21 protein-coding genes are annotated in these 24,992 nt (G+C 50.0%); 13 read left to right on the top strand and 8 right to left on the bottom strand.

Translation table 11 applies throughout. The annotated features are described in order from the left end of the window. Positions 1–98 precede the first annotated feature (98 nt). From tmpT to ACH50O_RS18225, 6 genes are all read left to right on the top strand, one after another. Positions 99–743, top strand: coding sequence for a thiopurine S-methyltransferase (gene tmpT, locus ACH50O_RS18250; RefSeq protein WP_446809173.1), 645 nt, complete (start codon positions 99–101; stop codon positions 741–743). A 201-nt stretch (positions 744–944) separates the two neighbouring features. Next, positions 945–1,505, top strand: a complete 561-nt coding sequence (locus ACH50O_RS18245) for a c-type cytochrome domain-containing protein (protein ID WP_446809172.1) — start codon at positions 945–947, stop codon at positions 1,503–1,505. 516 nt (positions 1,506–2,021) lie between these two features. Then, positions 2,022–6,581 (top strand): AAA family ATPase, encoded by a 4,560-nt coding sequence (locus ACH50O_RS18240; RefSeq protein WP_446809171.1) that lies wholly within the window; start codon positions 2,022–2,024, stop codon positions 6,579–6,581. Between the two features lie 166 nt (positions 6,582–6,747). Then, positions 6,748–7,128, top strand: coding sequence for a hypothetical protein (locus tag ACH50O_RS18235; protein WP_446809170.1), 381 nt, complete (start codon positions 6,748–6,750; stop codon positions 7,126–7,128). A 756-nt stretch (positions 7,129–7,884) separates the two neighbouring features. Further along, on the top strand, positions 7,885–8,235 hold the full coding sequence (locus tag ACH50O_RS18230) for a hypothetical protein (protein WP_446809169.1): 351 nt from the start codon (positions 7,885–7,887) through the stop codon (positions 8,233–8,235). Positions 8,236–8,541: 306 nt separating this feature from the next. Next, positions 8,542–8,997: a hypothetical protein gene (locus tag ACH50O_RS18225; RefSeq protein WP_036273899.1), complete on the top strand. Its 456-nt coding sequence runs from the start codon at positions 8,542–8,544 to the stop codon at positions 8,995–8,997. Between the two features lie 152 nt (positions 8,998–9,149). On the opposite strand, the gene ACH50O_RS18220 is transcribed toward ACH50O_RS18225, so the two are convergent. Beyond that, on the bottom strand, positions 9,150–9,377 hold the full coding sequence (locus ACH50O_RS18220; protein ID WP_446809168.1) for a hypothetical protein: 228 nt from the start codon (positions 9,375–9,377) through the stop codon (positions 9,150–9,152). A gap of 355 nt (positions 9,378–9,732) precedes the next feature. Between ACH50O_RS18220 and ACH50O_RS18215 the strand changes: the two genes are divergently transcribed. Further along, complete coding sequence (locus ACH50O_RS18215; RefSeq protein ID WP_446812170.1) at positions 9,733–11,817, top strand: sodium-translocating pyrophosphatase; 2,085 nt, start codon at positions 9,733–9,735, stop codon at positions 11,815–11,817. Positions 11,818–11,865: 48 nt separating this feature from the next. Here the strand turns inward: ACH50O_RS18215 and ACH50O_RS18210 are convergent, their stop codons facing one another. The 6 genes from ACH50O_RS18210 to ACH50O_RS18185 are packed head-to-tail and all read right to left on the bottom strand — an operon-like array spanning position 11,866 to position 16,212. Continuing rightward, positions 11,866–12,594 carry an SDR family NAD(P)-dependent oxidoreductase gene (locus ACH50O_RS18210; protein WP_446809167.1) on the bottom strand — a complete coding sequence of 243 codons (729 nt, stop codon included), beginning with the start codon at positions 12,592–12,594 and terminating at the stop codon, positions 11,866–11,868. Further along, entirely contained in the window at positions 12,591–13,112 is a 522-nt protein-coding gene (locus ACH50O_RS18205) for a DoxX family protein (protein ID WP_446809166.1), read from the bottom strand. Before ACH50O_RS18205 ends, ACH50O_RS18210 begins: the two co-directional genes overlap by 4 nt. Positions 13,113–13,122: 10 nt before the next feature. Beyond that, on the bottom strand, positions 13,123–13,893 hold the full coding sequence (locus tag ACH50O_RS18200; RefSeq protein WP_446809165.1) for an HvfC/BufC N-terminal domain-containing protein: 771 nt from the start codon (positions 13,891–13,893) through the stop codon (positions 13,123–13,125). Next, entirely contained in the window at positions 13,877–14,758 is an 882-nt protein-coding gene (bufB, locus tag ACH50O_RS18195; RefSeq protein WP_446809164.1) for an MNIO family bufferin maturase, read from the bottom strand. The genes ACH50O_RS18200 and bufB overlap by 17 nt, the downstream gene beginning before the upstream one ends. Before the next feature lie 30 nt (positions 14,759–14,788). Further along, complete coding sequence (locus ACH50O_RS18190) at positions 14,789–15,889, bottom strand: lactonase family protein (RefSeq protein WP_446809163.1); 1,101 nt, start codon at positions 15,887–15,889, stop codon at positions 14,789–14,791. A gap of 44 nt (positions 15,890–15,933) precedes the next feature. After that, complete coding sequence (locus ACH50O_RS18185; protein ID WP_446809162.1) at positions 15,934–16,212, bottom strand: BufA1 family periplasmic bufferin-type metallophore; 279 nt, start codon at positions 16,210–16,212, stop codon at positions 15,934–15,936. A gap of 270 nt (positions 16,213–16,482) precedes the next feature. Here ACH50O_RS18185 and ACH50O_RS18180 point away from each other — a divergent pair, with 270 nt between their 5' ends. The 5 genes from ACH50O_RS18180 (at position 16,483) to ACH50O_RS18160 (ending at position 23,064) form a co-directional block, all read left to right on the top strand. Then, entirely contained in the window at positions 16,483–18,348 is a 1,866-nt protein-coding gene (locus ACH50O_RS18180; protein WP_446809161.1) for a sigma 54-interacting transcriptional regulator, read from the top strand. A 237-nt stretch (positions 18,349–18,585) separates the two neighbouring features. Then, a complete protein-coding gene (locus ACH50O_RS18175; protein ID WP_446809160.1) occupies positions 18,586–19,326 on the top strand; it encodes a response regulator transcription factor in 741 nt (246 codons plus the stop codon). 51 nt (positions 19,327–19,377) lie between these two features. After that, positions 19,378–21,129 carry a sensor histidine kinase gene (locus ACH50O_RS18170; protein WP_446809159.1) on the top strand — a complete coding sequence of 584 codons (1,752 nt, stop codon included), beginning with the start codon at positions 19,378–19,380 and terminating at the stop codon, positions 21,127–21,129. A 109-nt stretch (positions 21,130–21,238) separates the two neighbouring features. Continuing rightward, complete coding sequence (locus ACH50O_RS18165) at positions 21,239–22,432, top strand: hypothetical protein (protein WP_446809158.1); 1,194 nt, start codon at positions 21,239–21,241, stop codon at positions 22,430–22,432. Beyond that, a complete protein-coding gene (locus ACH50O_RS18160) occupies positions 22,402–23,064 on the top strand; it encodes a methylamine utilization protein (protein WP_446809157.1) in 663 nt (220 codons plus the stop codon). Before ACH50O_RS18165 ends, ACH50O_RS18160 begins: the two co-directional genes overlap by 31 nt. Positions 23,065–23,199: 135 nt before the next feature. Here the strand turns inward: ACH50O_RS18160 and ACH50O_RS18155 are convergent, their stop codons facing one another. After that, on the bottom strand, positions 23,200–24,018 hold the full coding sequence (locus tag ACH50O_RS18155; protein WP_446809156.1) for a spondin domain-containing protein: 819 nt from the start codon (positions 24,016–24,018) through the stop codon (positions 23,200–23,202). A 397-nt stretch (positions 24,019–24,415) separates the two neighbouring features. Between ACH50O_RS18155 and ACH50O_RS18150 the strand changes: the two genes are divergently transcribed. Further along, entirely contained in the window at positions 24,416–24,964 is a 549-nt protein-coding gene (locus ACH50O_RS18150; RefSeq protein ID WP_446809155.1) for a carboxymuconolactone decarboxylase family protein, read from the top strand. The last annotated feature ends 28 nt before the right edge of the window (positions 24,965–24,992 follow it).

The raw sequence follows: 24,992 nt of genomic DNA, 5'->3' as shown, positions 1-24,992 counted from the left end.
ACTTGAACTCTTATCCTAAATCGGAACATAACTTGGTTCAAGCCTGAAACACCATGTTAAAGGTGATTTTTAATACGTTAACGATTTAAGGAGTCGATATGGAAGCAAGTTTTTGGCATCAAAAATGGGAGCGCGGTGAGATCGCGTTTCATCAAAGCGAGGCAAACCCGTTTTTGTTGGCGCATTTTGAAAAATTAAATCTGGCAAAGAACAGCCGTGTGTTTCTGCCGTTGTGCGGCAAGACACGTGATTTCGCCTGCTTGCTTGCCGGCGGATATCGAGTGGTTGGTGCGGAATTGAGCGAACTCGCCGTTAACGAGTTGTTTAAAGAACTTGGCTTAGAACCAAATATTTCCACCGCTGGCAAATTGACCCGATACAGCGCTAAAGATATCGATATTTTAGCGGGTGATATTTTCGACGTGTCTGCCGAACTTCTTGGTGCGATCAGCGCAATATACGATCGGGCGGCTTTAGTTGCCCTTCCATCCGGCATACGAGAGCGCTATACCTCGCATCTGATGAACATTAGCGGCACGGCGCCTCAATTGTTGATTACTTATGAATACGACCAACGCCTGATGGATGGGCCTCCGTTTTCAGTGACCGAAAACGAAGTTAGGTGGCATTATGAAGCGGCTTACCGATTGAGGCCTGTTGAAAGCAAGAATATCGCGGATAAATTGAAGGGGAAAGTTGCGGCGACGGAGACCGCCTGGTTACTCCAAAACGCTAATAAATAGCTTGGTTAATGCCGGGTGTTAAATGGATATTGTTGTACCTTGTGCTGCGTGCGCGCTTTGGTGGGCTTTATCGCAGGCTTACTGGGAGTTGGAGGCGGTGGAACTCCGGTTATCTTTGCTGTCATCCAATTTTCTTTACCAAGGCATTGCCACACGTTTTCCCTTGCAGCCAGGTAGTACAAGACCCTGACTTTATGGGGTTTGAGTCGGCATCAATGGGGCGATATCCATTTCTGGATCAGCTTGGGACTTTTAGCTATCTTGATGATCCATCTGGCACTCCACTGGAATTGGATTGTTACGGTTATCGGTAAGCGTTGCCACCTTATAAAAACATCGCAACCTTCGTTAGTTCGCAGCGCGATCTGGACCCTTGGCGTACTAATAGTGCTGTGTGTCGCGTTCGGCTGGCTTGCCCAGCGGGATGTTAAAGCATTACCTCAGCCTATTTGTTCATCTGTGTCTGGTACGGATCAAATCGAAACACAGAATCCTGATTTACATACAGCTGAATCAAGCTCACCTCAGGCTAAAACCTTGGTTTGGGCCGATATATACCCAATTTTTGCAACAAACTGTCTCGATTGCCATGGTCCACGGAAGCAATACGCGGGTTTTCGGGTCGACCGGTTAGAGGATTTCTTCAAAAATGACGTTCGCTCACCTTTAGTTTTGCCCAGACAGAGTAGTCAAAGTCCTCTGATTGCTATCATTTCCGGGGCGCGAGCCAATATGGCGATGGCCGAAAGCCGTAAACCGTAAACTTCCTGACTCAGAAGTATCTCGTATCACAGCCAGGATTGACCAAGGAGCGAAATAACAAGAACTTTCATTTAGACACTAGAAAATTGAGGAGGATGAAAGACTTCAATCTCGTTTGGAGGACTCCCAGCTTTGGGTTCCCGTGGTAACGAACGTATAGCGGTCTGTTGAGGTTGATACGGCAATCGCCTGACAGATCGCAGCTAGAATGATTGACAAGGCTTACCGGAGTTGGATGTCACATCAAGCACATCGCAGGAAGCGCTTAGAGAGATTTTTTATTCTTGTAAGAATTTGAAATAATGCATAATTTTCGATGGTCACAAATTAGAGATTCCACTTGGTTTTTACCATTAATTACGAGATCCGACAGTTTGTTATTGAGCCATTCTTAGAATTTAGCTGCACGTTAAAACTAGGTAAATCCAATGGTTTACCTGGTTTTATCAATTCACCGGTTATTAGTTATAGAAAATTGTTTGTTAACTTTGTTACTTGGATTGAGCAGAGAAAATTTTGAGTCTTGCAGGCGTTCGATCGAATCGTGGTGATCACTACCAGACATTAGTCGCGTTTGAATGGGCGTTAAGTATCTATGCAAGCGATGAATATGTATGGCTAGAGATTGACTCAACTTCTCTGGATGCGGGTGAAAAAACTGTATCTGTCGACGATATTGTGATTGGGTGTATTGATGGCAGTTTGATTTGTTGTCAATGTAAAAAGAACCAGAAAGACTTTAAGCCTTGGTCAATTTCTGATCTGGGCGATGAATTGGAAAAGGCCGCGCAATTCCTAGCGGATAATCAAAATTCTCGAGTCATATTCTACTCGCGCAATGATTTTGCGGCTTTTGCTAAGTTGCGAGAGCATGTAAGGACTCAACCCAACTATAAGGCATATCGACAAAGCTTAACCGCTGAGCATCAGAAGACTGATGCCGACTTGGCGAAATACTTGCGCAATGCATCGGGCCTAACGACTTACGACTGGCTTCAACGTACTACATTTGAACTTTCGCACGAATTTGAACGCGCGGAAGAACTTTTAAAAGAGCGTCTAAATAACCACGTCTCTAACGCCAATACCGCATTTGATGTTTTGTGGGCAAAGTTAGATAGGCTTGGTGCTCGTACCTATCGTTCAGTTTCCTCCGCTCAACCGTCACATCGGCTGACAAAAGCCGATATATCAGAGATATTGGAACAATCAGGAGCAACTAGGGTTTCGCCAATATCGCAGCAGGAGTTGGACAAGTCATTTGTAAACGCGTCAGCTATTGGTAGGCAATGGCGTCGTGATATCGCAGGAAAGCGCTTACACATCGATACTGTTGATGAATTAATTTCTGCGATTGAATCATCAGATCGTTCGATATTGGTCAGCGGAATTCCTGGTTCCGGAAAGACTTGTGTGCTGCTTGAACTGCAGGAAGCCCTGGAAAATCGCGCTGATCTGGCCTCTATGTTTATCCAGAGTCGAGAATATGCAAATTGCCTGACGCCAGAAGCTAGATCGGCACACGGTTTGCCAACGGATTTGGTTGGTGTAGTTGGCAAGATGGCAGATCGAAAACCCACCGTCGTTATTATCGATTCGCTCGATGTTTTATCCCTATCGCGGGAACATGTTGTTTTATCATTTTTCCTTGCTCAAATAGATCGCCTGCTATTGATTCCCAACGTAACGGTTATAACAGCATGTCGAGACTTTGACCGCAAATATGATCGTCACCTTGCAGAGCGTAGTTGGGATCGTACTGTCACTAACAAACCACTGAATTGGGATTTGGTGGTAGCGCCGCTAATCAGTGATTGTGGAATCGATCCTGAGTCACTGGATTTAACAACTCGAAGCTTACTGCAAAATCCTAGGGAATTGGCGATGTTTGCCGATATTGCTCAGCTTACTGGGGGGTTTAACGTTACGACGAGCCAAGCCCTTAGTCGGAAATACTTGGAAACGATTGTTCGCAACGACCCCATGTTGGGTGACGAGGCAATGGTTGCGATAGAAAAAATAGCCAGCAAGATGTTGAAATTCCGAAAGCTGGACATTTCCCGTATGCAGATCCATATGTCAGGCGACATAGTTCAGCGCTTGTTAAGTGCCGGAGTCTTGCATGAAAATCAGTCTGGTAATATTGAATTTGGCCATCAAACCCTATTGGATGTTCTGGTTGTCAGCGGTGCGGAACGAAACGAACAGTCCTTAAAGGCTTTCATAGAACACCTTCCGGCGGTTCCCTTTGTGCGCCCGACAATTCGTGCTTATGTTGCCTATCTGGCGGCGGGAGATCGACAAAGCTTTCGTAAACAGCTACGTGCTGTTTTTGATAGCGGAGCAGCTTTTCATATCAAGCGGTTAGTGGCGGAATCCTTTGCTGAGCAAATACCGCAGGACGATGATTGGTCATTGATCAAACATCTGCACAACAAGCATCGCGAGCTTTTTAATCCGCTCTATATGCAAGCGATGTCGTTAGAATGGCATCATTTCTGGCTGAAATACCTTATCCCTTATGTGTTTCAAGAACTTGATGGGCAAAGTTTGGTATTGCACGCAAAGCGCATCGCACAATGGAAAAATGCCGATCCAAGTAGCGTTCTTAATTTCTGGTTACTGGCAATGCAACAGGATTGGGCTGATCGAGATCAAATGGCCTATACGTTAGCGTTTGAACTACGCGATTTTGATTCAAGTGCAGAAATCAGTGCTGCATCGTTGATAGAAACGCTATTGCGCTTTCCTCGTAGAGACCATGACTTCTTCGGCCATGCGGTTGCACATTGCATCGAGACCGGCGGCGGTGACGATGAAATGCTTTGGCATTACATCACTGGCGATATTGAAGATGAAGACAAGCAAAAATACCACTTCGAAAAAAAGCTTAGATGCCAATATCGTGAGTTCGGAAAAGACGATTTTCTTAGTCAACGAATGCGGGAATCCGAGCGCTTATTGGGCTTAGCAATAAACGCTGTTGAGGATTGGAGTCAGATCCGCGGTGCAAAGTATCTGTCAGAAAAAGGTTGGCATGACTGTTTTTTATTGGATACATCCTTTGAGAAATCCCATAGTCGTCGAGACATAGGACATGCTTCAGCTGAAACAGTCTTGTTTAACGCTTTGGAAGGCGCAATTCTCCATCACGCAAAACACCATACAAGTTGGTGGCAGAGCAATAGACAGCGCCTTTGCTTTAGCAAAGAAGGTGCATTACGCTATTTTGCGATTCTGGCTCTGAGCGAATCGCCAGAACATAATATCGACGAAATTCAAGCTTTGGTAACCGACAAGGACATGTTGGAATCACGCTTAGGCTACGAGATCGGGACATTAATTGCGGCATCTTTTTTATTTTTCGACGAAAAAACTCAGGATGCTGTTCAGTCATCAATCCTGACGATACGAAACGACAAAGATATTAAAGAACATCCCTGGATATTGACCACACGAGCTGAATTAATAACGGTAATTCCGGCACATCTTCGGACACCAGAGGCACAATCAGCGTTGATTGGCTGGGAAAAATCATTCGGCCCTTGCATTCGTCAACAGCGTATTTATGCAAGGGGAGGCTGGGTTAGCCCCCCGTTCACATATGAACGATTTTTTGAATGTACAGATGCCGCCGTATTGAGAGTACTGGCTCATTATATCGAAGAAGGTCGCAGCAACTGGGAGCGCGACTTTATGGTTGGTGGCGCAGAACAGGTGGAATGGCAATTGCGGGAGGCTACGTCAAGAACCCCGGTTCGTTTTATGCGCCTGCTAAGCAAACATTGGCACGATATTCCTGATCGTTTCACCGATGACATCTTAGATGGCGCAGCTACTTATCTTGCCTATCGCTTTGGAAATCATCGTCCAAGTAATAACGAATGGAAGCCTATTGATGAACCTAATCCGCAAGATTTGGCACGCCTGATTCTTGATGAACTCGAACGGCATTCCGCACATTGGCGTCAGCGTCGGGCAGCGGCCAAATCACTTGAAGCCTGTGCAAACGTAATTGATGACGATCAAGATGCGTCTCGATTGCTCTTCATAGCCATCGGCTTCTTGAATTTTTGGGAGGCGGAAAATGATTGGGATGATCTTATTGGTGTAGGAATCAATATGGCCCGCGGCAATGTGGCTGAGGCCGTCATGATACTTGCGATCAACTGGTCAGAAAAATGTCGACAATTTCCTGAAATACTGGTGCCAACACTGAGACGTTTTGCTCGCGACCCCAACCCGGCCATTCGCGCGTTAATTTTGCGGCGGTTACCTTATTTTCAAAGTTACTCACCTAATTTAGGTTGGGAAGTTTTTCATTTGGCGTTGGATGATGGCGACGAGCGCCTTTGGGTTATTGCTGAGCCCTGCCTTTATTACACTTACCACAGTCAATTTGCGCAAGTATCTCCCATTCTTGAGCGCATCGTTACTTCCACAACCGGGAAATCACTGGAAGCTTGGGGACGAATTTCTGCCCTGGCAACATTTTTAGGTCAAATTTCATTAAATGATTTTGTTGCCAGGTTATGCTCGCTCAATAGTATTGATGCTTGGAAAGGCGCGGCATCAGTGTGGACCCATCATGAAAACGTGGCACATCATCGCGAGCAATGCTTTTTCGGGATATTGAAAGGTTTGCAACAATCAGGCGAAATCTCAATTTCAGTTGCTGCAGAAATGTCTTCGCTGTTTCGGAAGAATGATCCATCCACTTGCGTTTCTTTGGAAATTATTAATTTGTACTTTTCTGCAATCGAACAGAAAACTACCGATCAGCGTTTTGATCTTTATGGGTTCGACGATTGGTTGAATGCTATTTCTTTAAATAGCCCTGACGAAGCATTGGCCACAGCTGAGAGATTTACTGTGTTTGTTCGGCGTAGCAATCATCGTTTGTATGATTTTGGGGTATTTTCACAACTTTTAACGAGGTTGTTTCGAGAAGCAGAGGAGCGGGAAGAATCTGACCAAGGCGTTATGTTACAGCGTGTTATTGCCCTTCAAGATTCATTCCTGGCAATTGGTGTTAATGGTTTACAAGACTGGTTGCGCGCTGCGGAACGACCATAGGTCTTTGTTTTGTAATTAAAATAAAGACTATTATTGATCAGATGGAAGAAATTTAAACTTGAGCATCTCTTCCGGGCGTTACTGATAACGCATCCGCCAACTTGCAAATATTCAGCAAAGCAATATTTCGTTTCCCCGCTCTACTCCTCCCAAATAACTTCTAGCCATGCCGCATCCAGTGCGAGTTGCTCTTGAGACCAGCTGCGCTATTTCCTCAATAGTGTTAGCGAAAAATGCTAAAGATGCATACCCTAATGTATGTATCCAAATATGGCATCCTGAAAAAGATCTGTATCAATATCTCTATTTCCAGACGGCTCATTTCGACTCAGGTGCGACTGAAGCGCCAATTCATTTGCCAGCAACAGCAGCAGAATATAGAGAACAGTTAAATCTGATTCGGGAATCCGATTATGGAAAAATTCTCTTCGACTCACCGGCAGCCAAGGCAGAACTTATTGGGCTAGATCTCATTGCTTATCGTCATTTTCAAACACCGGTTCCACCTTCAGTTTGGTATTCGCTTCTAAACAATGCTGCTGTTTAAGTTACAAGGTAACTTTATACAAATCCATTTCTAGGTTGAGTGGCTTTTAGGGAGCAGATTTATAAGATATTAAGTTTTTCTATCGCTATCTTCACGTATAGAGATACTTCAAACGCACTCCCACGAGCCCCGGCCGCATATAAACCTAAGCCGTTGGCGTATAAAAATCTCTCGGCTGCATCCCTAGCAAGTCCGGCGATGTCTTCGCGTCTCTTGGCTGCACCTTCAAGCTCAGTGGGGACGCCTTCCAGGTCTGTGTAGGTGCGTTCCGGACATCGGGATATGCGTTCCAGGGATTTTTATATGCCGCCGAGACTGTTTGGAATGCCTTCGCGGTGGTCGGCAACGCGCACGGGTGCTTTGGAAGTTAGAGGTTTTTTGTTTGAAAGCTGGCTATTTTCAACTGCGATAAAACTTCCGGCCATAGACGGATAATCGCAAGAGATGCAATTGAATGGTAAACACGCCCGTATCGTCACGATGACAACTTAAGGCAGGCTGTTCAAAAAAGAAGTGGTATTGGTTGACTTGAAGCTCTGCTGTCATCGTTTACCTGCCCTATTGCGATGAATAAGTTAATACTATAGGCACGGGTACAGGCTGAATTGTTGACCTACCGCAGACATTAGTAAACCTCGATTGGTCAAAACCCGGTAACGCGCTGTCTGCTTAACCGAATAATCCAAGCTTAAGTGCCCTTTAAGCCGGAAAGAGAGTAATGTGCTATCGCGGAAGAATCCCACTTTAGGAGGATTTATGGTCAGGCATTCAATGGTTTTGGCATTTGGTTTGTTTTTGTCGGGTACGGCTTTTGGCGATCAGGACGACTGGAGCTATATGCCTCGTCAACAGCCGCAGCCACGACAATACCAACAGCAACCCGAACAGTGGCAATACAATCGCCGAGACGATTACCGGAACGACTACGACCAGGATCGGGATTATCAAGGCTATCAAGGTGGTTATCGGGGCTATATTCTTCAGCCTCCGACAGGCTACCAGGCCCCAGCCGAATATTACGGGTTGCCGCCGGTAAGGGGTTTTGTCTATCCACAGCAGCAACAGCAAATGCCAAGGTTCGAGAATCACCATCGCGGCCGCTGGTAGCAATAACACTGACTATTGGTCGTTGATATGAGCGGGTTTCAAGCGTTCGACACCTTTTCGATAAGGTAAACCCGCTAATCCAGACCGTTTTTGTCGGGAATTCGATAATTTGTCGAACTGTTGTTAAGCATTCCGGGGAATAGGCATTTTTCGTGGGTTTCCTGTTTGCCAACAAAGCGCTGGCTTTCCATGTTTAAGTTTTTAAAAACAAACAGTTATTTCCGGAGGCTGCAGCCGGCGGAAATTGGTCATGATTTTGCTTGGGTGTTGATGCCTGTCCAAATCAAATTGACTAAGGGGAATAATATGTTCGAACACAAAAATCTTGATGGCACTTGGAACCGCGTTGTTTCCGCAACCGATGCCTTTCTGAGCGGTGATATTCTGGAAACTCGGGATATGGTAGGCACTGAACCCGAGAAAATCGCCCGTATGCAATTTGCTGTGATCGGCCAATGGTTGGTGGAGCGTTGCCTGCCGCCGGAAGCCCTGAGCCAAACCTGGGCGCACGACGCCGGCAAACTGCCTTGGTGGGATTCAGTTAAAAACCCGCCGCATATGGGGATTATCGCCGACTTCAACAGCCACAACGGCGGCCTGCATCGTATTCCTTTCGACGCCAATCATCATGTCGTTGGCTTTGCCAGCGATGGTGAGGAAATCGTTCTCGCCAAAGGTATGTACACCGTCGTCCGCAAAAGCGATGGCAAAGAGTTAAGCGCCGCATCGAAGAGTGCATTGCGCGAGTTGTATTTCGCGTAACAGGCAGCTTGCTTGGTATCCGGCTGGGTTGCGCTAGGCGAAACCCAGCGGCAACTTTCCTGGATCGGCTTTTGCGAGCCCGGCCCATGCCGCTATGGCGCCGAAAATGTTGATTGGTGTTAACCTAGCACTAAGTTTGTCGGTCGTTAAAGTCATGAAAATTTAACAATGATATCGTGTTGAATGTTGCGGACCGTGATGTGGAATTTATCCGATTTAACCCGCAGATGTCTGAGCGGATCGTGTTGGTTCAGGACGAATTCCCTTATGGCTTCATCGTTCCAACTCTGATAGTTGTCGTGCACCATCCGCAATACAGAGTTCAATTTATTGGCGGCGTAGACCACATCGTCTTCGTTATCTTCGTAGTCCGAGTGCATTAAACCTTTTATGGCGCACTTCACTTGGGCAAGGGCAGTATTTGAATCCAATGATGTACTTTGTCCCACGATTTTCTCTCCAACTTTCAGTTATGTTGGTAGTCAATATCACACCCGGTCCTTAAATCAAGCTTAATGAATAGCTGTCCGGCTAGGGGTGAGGAGACGGTAAATTCCCGGTTTCGATCAGCCCAGTCCTTACCTTGAGAATTGGGCAGCCAGGATTTCTATCGTTAGTTCGAATCCATTTTCGCTATTCATGCCGCCTTGGCATAGAATCCCTCAACACCCGATCAAACTGGCAAGGGGATTTACAGTGGCACACGCATCGATAGCTATTGTTTTTGCATTATTTATGGCCTTAGTGGGCATAGTCTACGTGCTGTGGCAGTTACGCAGAGTGCTGGCTTACGAGCAGGGCAATGAGATCATGCGGGGCATCAGTTCCGCGATTCAGGAAGGGGCGGCGGCGTTTTTAAACCGCGAATATCGCATTCTCTCGGTGTTTGTGGTGCTGGTCGCGGCGGTGATTGCGATTTTCCTGCAATGGCAAACCGCTTTGGCGTTTTTGCTGGGCGCGTTTGCCTCGGCCGGTGCCGGTTATCTGGGGATGTATGTGGCGGTGCGCGCTAATGTGCGCACCGCGGAAGCGGCCCGCAGCGGATTACATTTAGGGTTGCAGGTGGCGTTTGCTAGCGGCGCCATCATGGGCATGTCGGTGGTCAGCTTCAGTTTGCTGGGCATGACCGGATTGTATCTGCTATTCAGTAACGATCCCAATTGCCTGATTTACATTACCGGTTTTGGTTTCGGCGCCAGCAGTATTGCCTTGTTCGCCAGGGTGGGTGGCGGCATTTTTACTAAAGCGGCCGATGTTGGCGCGGATTTGGTTGGAAAAATCGAAAAAGGCATCCCGGAAGACGATCCGCGCAATCCGGCGGTCATCGCCGACAACGTGGGCGACAACGTCGGCGATGTGGCCGGCATGGGCGCGGATTTGTTTGAAAGCTATAGCGGTTCGATTATCGCGGCCGCTACCTTGGGCGCCGCTTTTGGCGGCGATGCCGCCGGAGCGTTTATTGCGTTACCGTTTCTGATTGCGGCCGTTGGCGTGATTTCCTCGTTGTTTGGTATCTATATCATCGTCGCAGACAAAAATCCCAATCTGGCGGCAGGCACAAGCCTTGTGGATAAGGTGCTTGCCCTTATAGATAAGCAGGTTGCCGATATTAACGAAAACGCCAGTCTGCAAGATCTGCTGGACGCCTTACGCCATTCGGTGTGGGCTGCTTCGGTGTTGGTTTTGGTGCTTACCCTTGTAACCGTCATAACCTCGGGAGTACATTTCAATTACTGGCTGGTGATTCTGGTCGGCTTGATGGCCGGAAATGCCATCGCCTACGTCACGGAGTATTACACCGCTTACACCGAAAAACCCACGCAATCGATCGCCAAAGCCTGCGAAACCGGTGCGGCAACCACCATTATTCAGGGGCTATCGGTAGGCATGATGAGTACCGTGTTTCCGGTGCTGATTGTCGCCGTCGCCATTTTGGCCAGTATCTGGCTGGGGATTAAGGCGGATGGCTCGATTGCCGCCGGCTTATATGCGGTAGCGCTGGCCGGGGTTGGCATGCTGAGTACCCTGGGCGTAACCTTGGCTACCGATGCCTATGGCCCGGTTGCGGATAACGCGGGCGGGATTGCCGAGATGGCTCATCTAGCGCCGGAAGTCAGGCATCGTACCGATGCCTTGGATAGTTTGGGCAATACCACGGCAGCCACCGGCAAAGGCTTTGCTATCGGTTCCGCGGTTTTAACGGCTTTGGCTTTGGTGGCAGCCTATGTCAGTGCGGCAAAAATCGGAAATTTGAATTTGCTCAATCCCACCATGCTGCCTGGCATATTGATTGGCGCCATGATGCCTTACCTGTTTTCGGCACTGACCATGACTGCGGTCAGTAAAGCGGCTTATGCCATTGTGATGGAGGTGCGCCGCCAATTTCACGAAATACCCGGTTTGATGGAAGGGACAGCGTCGCCCGATTACGCAACCTGTGTCGACATCAGCACCGAAGGCGCGTTGCGGGAGATGATTTTTCCCGGCATGTTGGCGGTGGTCGTGCCGCTTTTGACCGGATTCATTCTCGGCAAGGAAGCATTAGCGGGTATGTTGATTGGCACTACAGCCTCAGGTTTTCTGTTAGCGGTGATGATGGCCAATGCCGGAGGGGCTTGGGATAACGCCAAAAAATGGATCGAAACCGGTGAAGGCGGCGGAAAAGGTTCGGAGGCGCATAAAGCCGCCGTGGTTGGGGATACGGTAGGTGATCCCTTCAAAGACACCAGCGGCCCGGCTTTAAATATTCTGATAAAGCTGATGAGTATTGTCAGCCTGGTATTTGCGACGGCATTCGGTTCGGGGTGGTTCAGTTTTTAACGTCGAACAATTTATTAGCCAACGATAATGCTTGCGGTTTAGAGGTTTTCATTCGGGCGATCCTCCGATCTTAAGGTTATTCAAAACCGGATCGGCATAAGCAGCCGCAGCCAAGTCAACAGCCACTTTTGCAATGTCTTCTTGATTGGCATACCGATATTCAACAAGGGAAGTGTCGGCGGAAACGAGGTCGATGTTGATATTGGCTTGACCAAGCTCTGCAGCGAAAGCCTTAAACAAACTGCTCATCTTGGGTTTGCAGACCGAGTAATTGATCGGCCCGTCCTGGCTTAAAACATTCCGCAAAGAAGACACGCAAATGATGTTGCCCACAGAGTTGGGCGGAGTGGACCGGCAGCCTTGTCTGGAAAACTCATGCATGGCCTGTCGAACGCACAGAAATTGCCCGGCCAGATTTTGAGTAAGGGCGGTCTGCGATTGTGCACGATTAATGTCTTGCACCGAGGCATCAATTTCCAGATCGGCATTAGTGACCAATATATCCAGGCCTCCCCAATAAGCGACCAGGACATCAAACATGCTTTTCACCTGACTTTCCTGGCTAATATCGGCCTGAAATATCATGGCTTGCCCTTGTTTGATCCGAATACGTTGCGCAACCTGGTCGGCTCCTCCGTTTTCATGCAGATAATTAATCATCACCTTGGCGCCGGCTGCGGCGAATGCTTCCGCCACTGCCGCACCGATGCCGGCATTGGCTTGAACTACCAAGGCTGTTCGGCCTTGTAGCGGCTGTGCGACCGTTGCGTTATTCATCTGTTTTTCCGATTGCCGGCTCTCGCTACGCGGTCGATTTCCGGCGGAAAAAGGTATTGTTTTATCCACGCATCGAGCGATAACTTGCCCGGTCCTTGCAAGCAACAGACCAGTAGCATGACGCCCCACTCTTTATGTTGCTCAATTCCGGCGGCTCCCAAATCGGGGTAGGAGATTACCGCGACGAGATTGAATAGAAACAATAGCGTAGCCGCACCGCGCCCTATCAAACCGCTTGCCAACAACAAAGGACCGGCTAGTTCAACCGCCGTGGCCAGCATGGCGGCAAACTCTGCCGGCAATAGCGGCACCGCGTATTCGTTTTCGAACAGGTACAAGGTGCTGTCCCAGTTCTGTAACTTGAGTAAACCAGACACCCAAAACGCATAGGCTACCCAGCAACGCAGAATCAAGTTGCCTAAGGGCGAGAGTTTATCCAACAGGATTGCGAATCGATAAACCCGATCGTTCGCTTGATAAAAGGGCGCTATCAATTTGCAAATGTTTTGTGTGTTCATATCAGTGACCTCAAACCAGATAAAAGTCGGTCAATAAGCCTTTAAGCAACCACTGTTGCAAAAGGTGCGAGATATTTATATCGGGGTGATCCGACAGCACGGTTTCGACCGCTTGGTTGAGTGCCTGCCCGGATCCCAATAATGTTAAAAGTTGATACTCGGCGTCAGCCAAATCATGGATTTCCACCTGCCACTGCGGCCGGTAAAGCAGTAAATGGCAGCCACCGGCACCTAAATCGATGCATTCCTGCCCTTGATAATCAGGCTGATTGCTTGCCCAGATCCGTTCTATCGGATAATCCGCAGCGATGAAGCGTGCGGTGGGATGCAGCCGGAATGCCAATTGCGCATATTGAGCCGGATCGATCCGGGCAAGCGCAGACAGCGGTAAAGGCTGGGCATCGGCTGCGTGATAGACCTCATGCCAGAGCCATTCCAGCCTGGCGACATCGGCTAAATAGGGCAAGCCTTGTGCCGCCTCAAACCGGGCTATCAATTCGGCGAAATGCCTGCCGTATGTCAGCAAGCTGGCCGCTTGCAGCGGATAGGATTTGATATAGTCGGCCGCGAGCCAATCAAAAAACGCGTCGCCGACCAAGCAGTTCACCACCGGATAAACATCGCGCAATGCCGAGGTTAAGCCCAGCCGGGTATTGTTCCGGTAGATGCTTAAACGTTGCTCGACACTTAAGCCATTAGCTTTGATGTCCAGCGGCAACTGTTGGGTTTCTTGGCAAATAAAGCGGGAAAAATCCCGTTGCAGATCATGCAGCCTGTGCATAAGCCTGCTCCAGATAGATATCGGCTGTTGCAGCTTCCGCCACTAACACCTCCCAAGCGGGTAAATCGGCATCCCATTCGATCAACGTTGGACGGCTGCCCAGGTGCTGAATAGCGGCTTGGTACAATTGCCAGACCGCGTCGCTGACCGGCGCATTGTGGGTGTCGATCAGAATGCTCTGTTCGCCTATTGTTTTTACGGTATGCCCCGCCAAATGAATCTCGCCGACTTTGTCAGCGGCTATTTCGTATATGTAGTCCAGCGCATTCCAGCCGTGGTTGACGCAGGACACATAGACATTATTCACGTCCAGCAAAATGCCGCAGCCGGAACGCTGCGCGAGTGCATTAAGAAATCCGCTTTCCGAATAACTGGAAAAGCCGTATTCGAGATAGCTGGACGGGTTTTCGATCAATAGCTGCCTGCCAAGATAATCCTGTACCTGCGAGATACGCGCGGTTAAGTGCGTTAGCGTTTCATCGGTATAAGGCATCGGCAGCAGATCGTTCAGATACCTGCCGCCAAATGAACTCCAGCTTAAATGCTCGGACACCAATCCCGGTTCGATGCGTTGAATTAGATTCTGCAATTGGCGTAAGTGTTGCCGGTCCAGCTCGTCAACCGAACCCAGCGACATGCCGACGCCATGCAGGCTAATCGGATAATCGGCTCTGATGGCTTCCAGGTCGCGTATTGGAATACCGCCCTGGCCGAAGTAATTTTCGCTATGCACTTCCAACCATCCCGGCCGAACCGGATTGACTAACGCATCTCGGTGATGCTGTGAGCGGAGTCCGATTCCGGCACACGCCGGAATCGCCAAGCTCACTGATGCCTGTCTAGCTTGTTGCTGAGTGAGGACCATGTCGTACTCTTTCTGATTGCGACTAGCGGTTTAACGAACGACCAGTCCGGTCACGCCCGCCGGTAAGCTATCCAGGCTTTCCAACTTTTTCAGGGCACCCGTCTTGTTGATGCTGTATACGCCGATGCTGTGGTCGCCCCCGCTCAAGGTGTACAAAACCGAACCATCGGTGGCGATGGCCAGATCGGTTGGCCGAATTTCTTCGGCTGCCTTCGAATTCAGCAAGGACAGGTGTCCGGTTCGGTCGATGGCGAAGGACGAAATGGCGCTGGCCGGCGTATCGGCGGTGTATGCGATGCTGCCGTTTGGTGTGGTTACCAGCCAGCAGGCAGCCGTTTGCCCGACCGCAATAGCGCCGTCGATCAGATGAGCCGAACCGTCTTCCGCCAATTGGTAAGATGAAACGGTGGCCCCATTCGCCGCGCCGCCTTGGGCCTCGGCCACAAAGAATTGTCCGTGCCGACCAAAAGAGAAACCAAAAGGTGTGGTTCCCGAAGAATCGACAACATGGCGGCTGTGCGGCAAACCCTGTTCGGTCAAAGCAAAGCTGGTGATTTTATTGGTCGCCTTTTCAGTCACCACCAAAGCATCCGCATCCTTATCAAAGCTGATCTGCGCCGGGCCGGAACCTTGCGCGCTGAGTTTACGGTACGATTTTGCTAGCGGTTTCAGTTTGCCGGTGGCCGGACTGAATTCAAAACCGAAGATCGAATCGTCGCCCGAATTAACCACGTAAGCCCGGTTATGGCTGACGGTCACGCTAACCGGCGTTAACCCTTGTTCAGCGGCGCGATCGACGAGTTTGAGTCCGTCCCGCACGATCCGAAATACCGAAACATCGTTGCTGCCGGCATTGACCGCCAACAGAAAGCGTTTGTTCTCGCTCAGCGCCAGAGCACCTTGATTCCCCAGGCCGCTGCCCGTTCCCACGCCGCCAGTGGCATAACTGCCGACTGCTTCCATATGACCGTCGTCAGCGCGCTGAAAAGCCAGCACTTGATTCTGCCCAGCAGCGTTGGACAGCGTGTACAGCGTTTCTTCGGATTCGTGGCGATAATCGGCAAAAGCCAGCGTAGGCAGGCATGAAGCCAGGCAAAGCGAAATTGCCGTACGTTTGAATGTGTTTTTCATAAGAAGTTACTAAAAGTGAGTTAAGGGAACGGGAGGCGACGGTGCTATTTCATATCCGCAGGCGCTTCCAGACTGCCGCCGACAATGCGTTCGCAACTACCGGCAGGCAAGGCGATGAACGCGTCTTTTTGATTGTCGGCAGTGGAATGCCCGGCACAAGCATTGGACAACGTTTTGCAGTCGTTCTTGCCGGCTTTGGCGACGCCGTAACATTTCTCGACGTCTTTTTTGTCTGCGGCAAACGCGTCGGATTGCAAGCCCAAAGTGCCTAAAGCGATCAGTGAAGCCATGGCGGTCGATACAACAGTGTTTACGTTTTTCATGAGTCTTTTCCATAAAGTTAAGTGGTTTAGTGATGTCCACCAAGCTTGCAGCGGACATTTAACTAATCGCAATCGGCATGCCAACAATAAATAACGATATATTTTTCAATTAATACAATCGTTTACATAAGACATAACGGATTTTGACCAAGGTCATTGCGCCTCCTGTGGCCACCAATAGTTGCGGCTGCCGCGAATAGTTGTGGCTTGGTGTTGTGGAATCGACTGGTTAGAATGGCCGGTAGCGTCAGCAACCGGAGTACTAAACTCATGCAAACAGTCGATTCGTCGGAACTCGCCATACTGCAGGCGTTGGTGGAAGGCACCGTGCAAACCACCGGCGAAGATTTTTTACGGTCTCTGGTGCGGAATCTGTGTATTGCCACCAACGTTGCGAACGGCTTCATTGCCGAATTCACCAGCGACAAAGCGCGGATAAGGTCCTTGGCCTTCTGGACGAACGGCGCATTTATCGACAATCAAGAGTGGGAACTGGCTGGGACGCCCTGTGTAGACGTGTTGGCTGGCAAACTGTGTCATTACCCGTCGGACCTTTGGAAAATATTTCCCAAGGAAGATGGCGTGGAAAGTTATCTAGGCGTACCGCTACAAGATGCCGACGGTCATATCCTGGGTCATCTGGCGATATTCGATGAGCGGGCGATGCCCGAAGAACCGAGATTGCTCTACACCTTCAAGATCTTCGCGGCCCGCGCGGCGGCGGAGCTTAATCGGATTCGGGTCGAAGAGTTACGCCGGCAAAGCGAACAGCGGTATAAGGATTTATTCGATGAAGCGCCGATTGCTTATGTGCACGAGGATACCGATACCCGCTTTCTGGCTGCCAATCAAGCCGCCATGCGCATCTTGGGTATCACGCCGGAACAGGTGCCGGGTCTGATTGGCAGCTCGTTTATACCCGACACGGTGGAAGCGCAGCAGCGATTACAGCTAGCGCTAAAATCCATCGAAGACGGCACAAATAGCGATGGCGTCGTCCTGGAATTGCGCCGCAAGGATAACGGTCAGCCGATCTGGGTACAGTGGTGGTCTAAACTCGACCCCAGTCGTCAATACATGCGCACCATGTTTATCGACATCACCGAACGGGTGTTGATGGAACGGGAGCAGGCCAGACTGCAAGCGCAAAACCTATATTTACAGGAAGAAATTAAATCGACGCATAATTTCGACGATATCATAGGCCGCAGTCCGGCGTTGCAATCCTTATTAAACCAAGTCCAACGCGTGGCGCAGACCGACGCGTCGGTATTGATCCAAGGCGAATCGGGTACCGGTAAAGAGCTGATCGCCCGTGCTATTCACGCCGCCAGTCCCAGGAAAAACCGGCCATTGATTAAAGTCAATTGCGCGGCCTTGCCTTCCAGTTTGATTGAAAGCGAATTATTTGGGCATGAAAAAGGCGCGTTTACCGGCGCCATCAGCAAACGCATCGGCCGCTTTGAATTGGCCGAGGGCGGCACACTGTTCCTCGACGAAGTCGGCGAGATTCCGCTGGATGTGCAGGTCAAGTTGTTGCGCGTGATTCAAGAACGCGAATTCGAGCGAGTTGGTGGGCAAATACCCATCAAAATGGATGTGCGGGTCATAACCGCTACCAACCGGAATCTGCTACAGGAAGTGGCGGAAAAGAATTTTCGCGAAGACCTGTTTTACCGTTTGAATGTGTTTCCGCTGACCACGCCGCCGCTGCGTGAACGGCTGGAAGATATTCCGCTGCTGGTGAATTTTTTAATCGCTAAATTCGCGCCGAAAATCGGAAAAAAAATAACCGGGGTCAGCGCCCAATCGATGCAGCGCTTGCAGAGCTATCGCTGGCCCGGCAATATCCGCGAGCTGGAAAATGTCATCGAACGCGCCGTCATACTGGCCGATGATCCGATTTTGGAAGTCGAGCCCGAGCAATTGTCCGCTGTTGCCGATAACGGTGTCAAACTCGCTCAAACCAGCGACGCCAGTCTGGATACCGTCGCCAAAGAGCATATCCTCAGCGTCCTCGAACAAACCCGCTGGGTCATCGAAGGCCCTAACGGCGCCGCGCAACTGCTCAACCTCAAACCCAGTACCCTGCGGTATCGCATGCAAAAGTTGGGTATCGATAAAACCAGTCGATAGCTATTGCCTTCCATACGTCAAGTTATGGACTTGAGTTCAAATTGCTCCTCTATCGATAACCAATTGCTACCTATTCGCAGTTAGCATCTGTGACCGCATTGTCAATGCATGACGTCATTTCATAAAATTTACGGTCCAAGTATCACGAAACCTTCACGAATTCGTCAAATTTATGTGACTAGGTCAGTTTAGGTAATTCGATGATAATGCAGCATTTCGTGCTACTTTCTATATCCTATGGCTAGGACGAGCAAACGCATTCTGGTGATTGAGGACGACCCGGATATCGCCGGTCTCCTGAACCTGAATTTACGCGACGAAGGCTTTGCGGTGGAATTGGCTGCCGACGGTGAAACCGGGCTGGCGAGACTGGCGGCGCAAGCTTACGACTTGCTGATACTGGATCTGATGCTGCCTGGCATAGACGGCTTAGAGGTGTGTCGACGCTTGCGTAATCAGCCGAGCTATACGCCCATTATCATCGTCAGCTCCAAATCAGCAGAGTCGCAGCGCATCGTCGGCTTGGAAATGGGGGCCGATGATTACCTAACCAAACCGTTTTCCGTGTTTGAACTCACCGCCCGAATTCGCGCCCTATTGCGTCGGGTCGAGGCGCTCAAGCAGGTACCGCACACGCCTAACGATACGGCTATCGTCACTGCACACCTGCGTATCGACCCGCAAACACGGGAGGTATGGCTGGATGGGCGACCGATAACGCTGACCGGGCGCGAATTCGATCTGCTGTATTTCTTCGCAAAACATCCCGGTCATATATACACCCGCCTGGAGCTACTTAATCAGGTATGGGGTTATTCTCACGACGGCTACGAGCATACGGTCAATTCACACATCAATCGGCTTCGTGCAAAAATCGAATCCGATCCGGCTCACCCCAGCCAAATTTTGACCGTATGGGGAATCGGTTACAAATTTTGCGCCGCGGAACCCGCCGATGAGTCGAAATCGATGTGCTAGCCAAAACCACTGCGCAACCGACATGACGCCCAATCCGATAATGGCTTGTCCGTGACTGTAAGTTTTCAATCTCGCATCGTGCTGTTTTTTTCAGCCTTATTTGTCTGCATACAAGCCTTGACGTTAGCGTGTGTGTATCGGGTTTCTCTCGACAACGTCACCCGACAACTCGATCAAAACCTACTGTTTGCAGCGCAAACCTTCGAACGATTAATGACGGAACGCGGAAAACGTATCGCTAGCGAGACGCGGATATTGGTCGCCGATTTCGGCTTCCGCACCACGGTTAGCGATGGCGATTCGAAAACGATCGCCTCGGCATTGGAAAATTTGACGTTACGGATTCGGGGGCAGCGCGCTTTTTACATAGATCTGAAAGGTAACACCGTGGCAGACACCGCGCAGCTTTTGCAGGGCAAGCCGTTTATTTTCCCGGATGCCTTGGCTCAGGCCGAAAACCAAGGCAGTGCAGTGGTCTTCGGCCTGTTAGACGCAAAACTCTACGAATGGGCTATCGTGCCGGTCTTGGCGCCGATCCCAATCGGCTGGGTAGCGGTGGCAATAGCCGTGGATCACGGCCGGGTCGATCAGTTTAAGCATTTATCCAGCCTCCTTCTCGAAGTCACACTGATTGAAACGTCGCACAGTCGCCCCTGGATTTTAGCTAGCTCTCTACCTCTTGAGATACAGACCTTGCTCGGTAACTTATCAACCTGGACATTCATCCAAGAAAATAAAGACTCGGTAATACTTGCACTTGGCAATCGGGAGTTTATCAGTCGTATTCAGCGTTTACCCACTGCGTCGCGCAACGAACCGATGTGGGCAATATTACAGATCGATTTCAAACAGGCATTGGCGCCGTATTGGGTCATGTTTTACGCTGCTGTGACACTTTCTGCCATCGGTTTGATCGCGGCATTGCTCGGCAGCATCGTCATAGCCAAAAAAATATCTCAACCATTACGTCGTATGGCCGGAGACACTGAACGTATCATTGACGGTCAGTTCGATTCAACATTGCCGGTATCCGGTGACGATGAATTGAGCCGCTTGGCGAAAACCTTTAATCGCGCCGCTTGCCTCGCTAGTCAAATAGGCGAACTTAAACATAAGGACCAAAGACGCCGGGAAATGGTCGCGACGGTCTCGCACGATCTGCGTACCCCACTGACTTCACTACGCGGATTTCTGGAAACCCTCCAGCTAAAAAACGATGGTATGCATGCATCGGAGCAACAGCATTTCCTGGAAATCGCCTTGCGCCAGAGCGAAAAGGTCAGCCGATTGGCGCAGGAATTGTTTGAACTAGCCAAATTGGAATGCGATGAAACCAGTCTTAACTTCGAAACCATCAATCTGGCGGAATTGGCCCAGGATGTTTGCCAAAAATTTCAGTTACATGCGCGGCAACGGGGCATTGAGTTGATAGCGGGATTAAGGCCCGATTTGCCCCACGCCGCGGCGGATATCGGCTTGATCGAACGGCTGTTGACTAACCTGATCGACAACGCGCTACGCCATACCCCTTCAGGTGGCCAAGTCCGTGTGGATGCATGGCCTGCCGAGCAGCGCATCATGATGAGTGTGACCGATACCGGTATCGGTATTTCTAAGGAATATTTGCCTGGTTTGTTCGACTGGGAGTCGCCATTGTCAAGACAAGCAAGAGCGGAAGGAGGCGGCTTCGGTTTGGTGATCGTCGCCAAAATCGTGAGTTTGCATGGCGGCAAGATTCAAGTCCAGAGCCGGTTGGGACATGGCAGCTCATTTAGTTTCGACTTGCCGGTTATATCGCCATGAGCCTCCCATCCGCTAGCCCCCGATTGGCCGATGGCTTGGTCATTGCACATTATTACTAATGGCACGGTTGCTGACTAACACCATTTTGCTTGGCATGCTCTCAGGCGTTGTGACAGCAGCAGAAAACACTTCGGAATTTCCGAATTTTGCGCTGCACGGGGTGTTGGACCTTCGTTATCAAGTCATGGATGCGCAATCCGGCGAATTGCAGCACGGTCTTGGAAAATTCCGCAACGGAGCCGAGGGTGATCGTCTGCGGGTCAACGAGGCGGCAATCGGCTTGCAAACGCGTTTGAGTTGGGACTGGTCCGGAACCTTGACACTGAAATACGCCGACAAACAATACAATCCACTCGATCTGACGGAAGCCTTTCTCAGTTATCGCCCTGTCAGTACTTCGGCCTGGCGGATCGGCGGCAGGATTGGTATGTTCTTTCCGCCGATTTCGCTAGAGAACACGGGCACTGCCTGGAGTAGCCCCTATACATTAAATTCATCGGCGATCAATAGTTGGGTCGGTGAAGAACTAAGAAGCTTTGGCGGTGAGGCCCAGCTCAGTTATCAGCTGAGTAGCGGTGACCGTCTTGGGCTATTCGCCGCCGGCCTGGCCAATAACGATGCGACCGGCGTACTGTTGGCCTGGCGAGGTTGGAGCTTACAGGATTACGAAGCTACGCTGCGAGACCGTTTGCGTCTACCCGATAACATCGGCATCCGTAGTCTATTTCCACGGCAAGCGATTTTCACGCAGCCTTTCACAGAAGTCGACGGGCGACCCGGTTACTATGTCGGCCTAAATGCCGAACAAGCCAATCTCTATACGGTCAGGGCCTTATATTACGATAACTTGGCAGATCCGGCCGCGATCAGCACGGGCCAATACGCTTGGCATACCCGTTTCTATAGTTTGGGACTCAAGGCGGAATTGCCCTGGGAATTGACGCTAATTAGCCAAGGCATCAGCGGTCGAACCAGCATGGGTGATATTAAAGACGGAAAACGGGCCGTGGACGTTGGTTTCTGGTCGGCTTCTTTCTTGATCAGCAAGTCGTTCGACAACCATCGCTTCAGCGTTCGCCACGATCGCTTCGGTACCGACGAGAACGATTATCTGCCCCAAGACCGCAACTCCGAAAACGGTTACGCGTGGAATGCCAATTACAACCTGACATTGGCGCAACGTCACCAATTAAATTTCGAGGTCAGCCATATCAACAGTAACCGCCCGGCACGCGCGAGCCTGGGACAGTCATCGAACCAAGAGGAAACCTTATGGCAAATCGCCTATCGCCTGTTTTTCTAGCCTCCTGTGTTGCCGCCGTGGCGCTTCAAACTAAAGCCGACAGTATATCCGGCACCGTCGAAAATGCCGGCATGCCACTCTCCAATGTCGTAATAACCGCTACGCCGACAGTTAGTGGAAAGTCAATCTCGGCTAACGTCAATCCGATTCCGATCAAACTGGATCAGAAAGGCAAGGAATTTGTTCCGCATGTGCTGGCGATCAAAGTGGGCTCGCCGGTTTATTTTCCGAATAGCGATGACATTCAGCACCATGTGTACTCATTTTCTCAGGCCAAACGCTTCGAAATTAAACTATATAAAGGCACGCCGTCAGCGCCGGTTATATTCAACCAACCGGGCGTGGTGGCATTGGGCTGCAATATTCATGACTGGATGTTAGGTTTCGTATTCGTTACCGAGACGCCTCACTTCACCACAAGCGATAACGCCGGACATTGGACTCTGGAACTCCCCGGCGGGGATTACCAGTTGTCACTCTGGCATCCGGATGCCGCGGGAGAATTGCCAAAGCAAACTTTACATATACCTCTGGAACATCCACTACACCATATTATCGATTTGAAAATCAGACGCCGGAGCGGTAAGCCGCCGAATACTTTACAAGTGCAAGGATATTCAGACGGTTTTTAGCAGTTCAGCGGTCCCCTCTGTCAGGCAAAAAGTTAATCCTCTCTCTGAACCGGTTATTGCCGCCAAAGGAAAAACCCGGCCTGAGCCGGGTGTAACTTGTTGGATATTATCGCTGAACTTCCAGCGATATCTGATTTAGGCAGCCACTGACGAACGGCGGCCGCGCATTAAGCCCAAAACCGGCAAGGTGCTGGCGAATAGCCAGAATGCCGCCGGTAGCGGTACCGCTGAGACCGCACTGATTCTTAACAATGGGGTATTAGCGCCAGGTAGATTAGTAAAGTTATATCCGGCTGCGGTTGCTAGTCCGCTATATACCGAAAAGTCGCTATTGTTCTGAATCAAGCCGTTTTGCGCGGGACTATCGGCGGCATTGGAACCGACCAGGAAAGCCGCGCCGGTGGTGCCGTCAAGTTCGGTGCCGGCATCCCAGATTTTATTGCCATTATCGACAAAGGTACCACCGGTAAAATGCCCGGTGGCATCGAACAGCTCGATTTCGGTTGGCGAGTCGTTACCGATGAAACGGTCGTTAGACGGTACCACCATTGCGAAATAGCTAAGATAGCGATTTTTCACCGGGTCCAAATCCAGCGTGACACTGCCGCTTCCTCCCGGTAAAAAAATGCCGGGGCCAAACCCATTGACGGACGCGGTAACAGTTGTACTGATGCCGGTGGGAAATGCGGCTGCAAAACTCGAAGACAAGCCTGCGCCGCTTCCAAGCTCGGCTATCGCTTCGATGGCGGACGAGGCTGACGTTCCTGCGTCGAACGCATCGAAAGAGCCATCATGGAAAGCTACAAAAAACGGACTCAGCGCTGGTCCGTTAGCACCCGAGATATTGGCAAAACTAAGTGTGACATTCGAGGCCTGTGCGCCGGCAACGGGCGCCAACATACCGGCGAGCAACAATACCGGTAAAGCTACTTTACTCTTAGACAAACGCATCATGTATCTCCGTTTTAGATGAAAGCCGAAACTGGCGATACTATTGTGCCGGGCAAAGAATCACGAAATCCTCACCGAAACTTAAAATCGTCGAGAGGGGCGCAGGCGTGGTTTGCACTAGACAACATTGATGATAGTAATGCGCAAGATTCGGCGACCCCATAGGCGGCTCTCATCACCTTGATACCGATTGGCAATTCTGGAGTTCAAATTCCGCTTCTTCTCTCACTAACCTAAAGTCGCTAGTCGCAGTTGATTGTGCTTTCTATTCCATTTATCGGAATAGTATCTTCAAATTTATGCGCATTCTCTCTCTAAGTGGAATGTGACAAAGTATAGCCATCCCCACAACACTGGGCGATGACGCTTTAAACCACAACCTTTAATTTGGAGAATTAGCATGAACAGAATCGCAATCCCTACCGCAGAACAAACCCCTGCCGCCTCTTTACCATTGTTGGATGCCGTTAAAAAGCAGTTGGGTGTCGTACCCAATTTAATGAAGTTGGTGGGAAATAGCCCCGCTGCCTTGGAAGGCTATTTGAGTCTTAACGGTGCGTTAGGCAAAGGTGCGCTGGAACCCAAAACCCGAGAACGCATCGCCTTGGCTATCGCCGAAATCAATGGCTGCAGTTACTGCCTGTCCGCGCATACTTATCTTGGTAAAAATGTTGCCAAGCTGGACGATGCTGAAATGGCCGCGAACCGTAACGGACATTCGTCCGATCCTAAAGCGGCGGCGGCTGTCAAATTTGCCGCCCGCGTTGCACAACAGCGTGGACATGTTTCGGATGTCGAGCTATCCGCTGTCAAAGCGGCTGGTTACAGTAATGCCGAGATTGTGGAAATTGTGCTGCATGTGGCGCTGAACACCTTAACCAACTACATCAACGAGGTGGCCCAGACTGAAATAGATTTCCCCAAAGTGGATCTAAAAGTCGCGGCATAACTTGAAGCGTTGGAATTAATCCGGCGGC

The sequence above is a fragment of the Methylomonas sp. 2BW1-5-20 genome, from assembly GCF_052474515.1.
The sequence above is the reverse complement of the archived record's forward strand: the minus strand, read 5'-3'. Positions and strand labels throughout refer to the sequence as shown.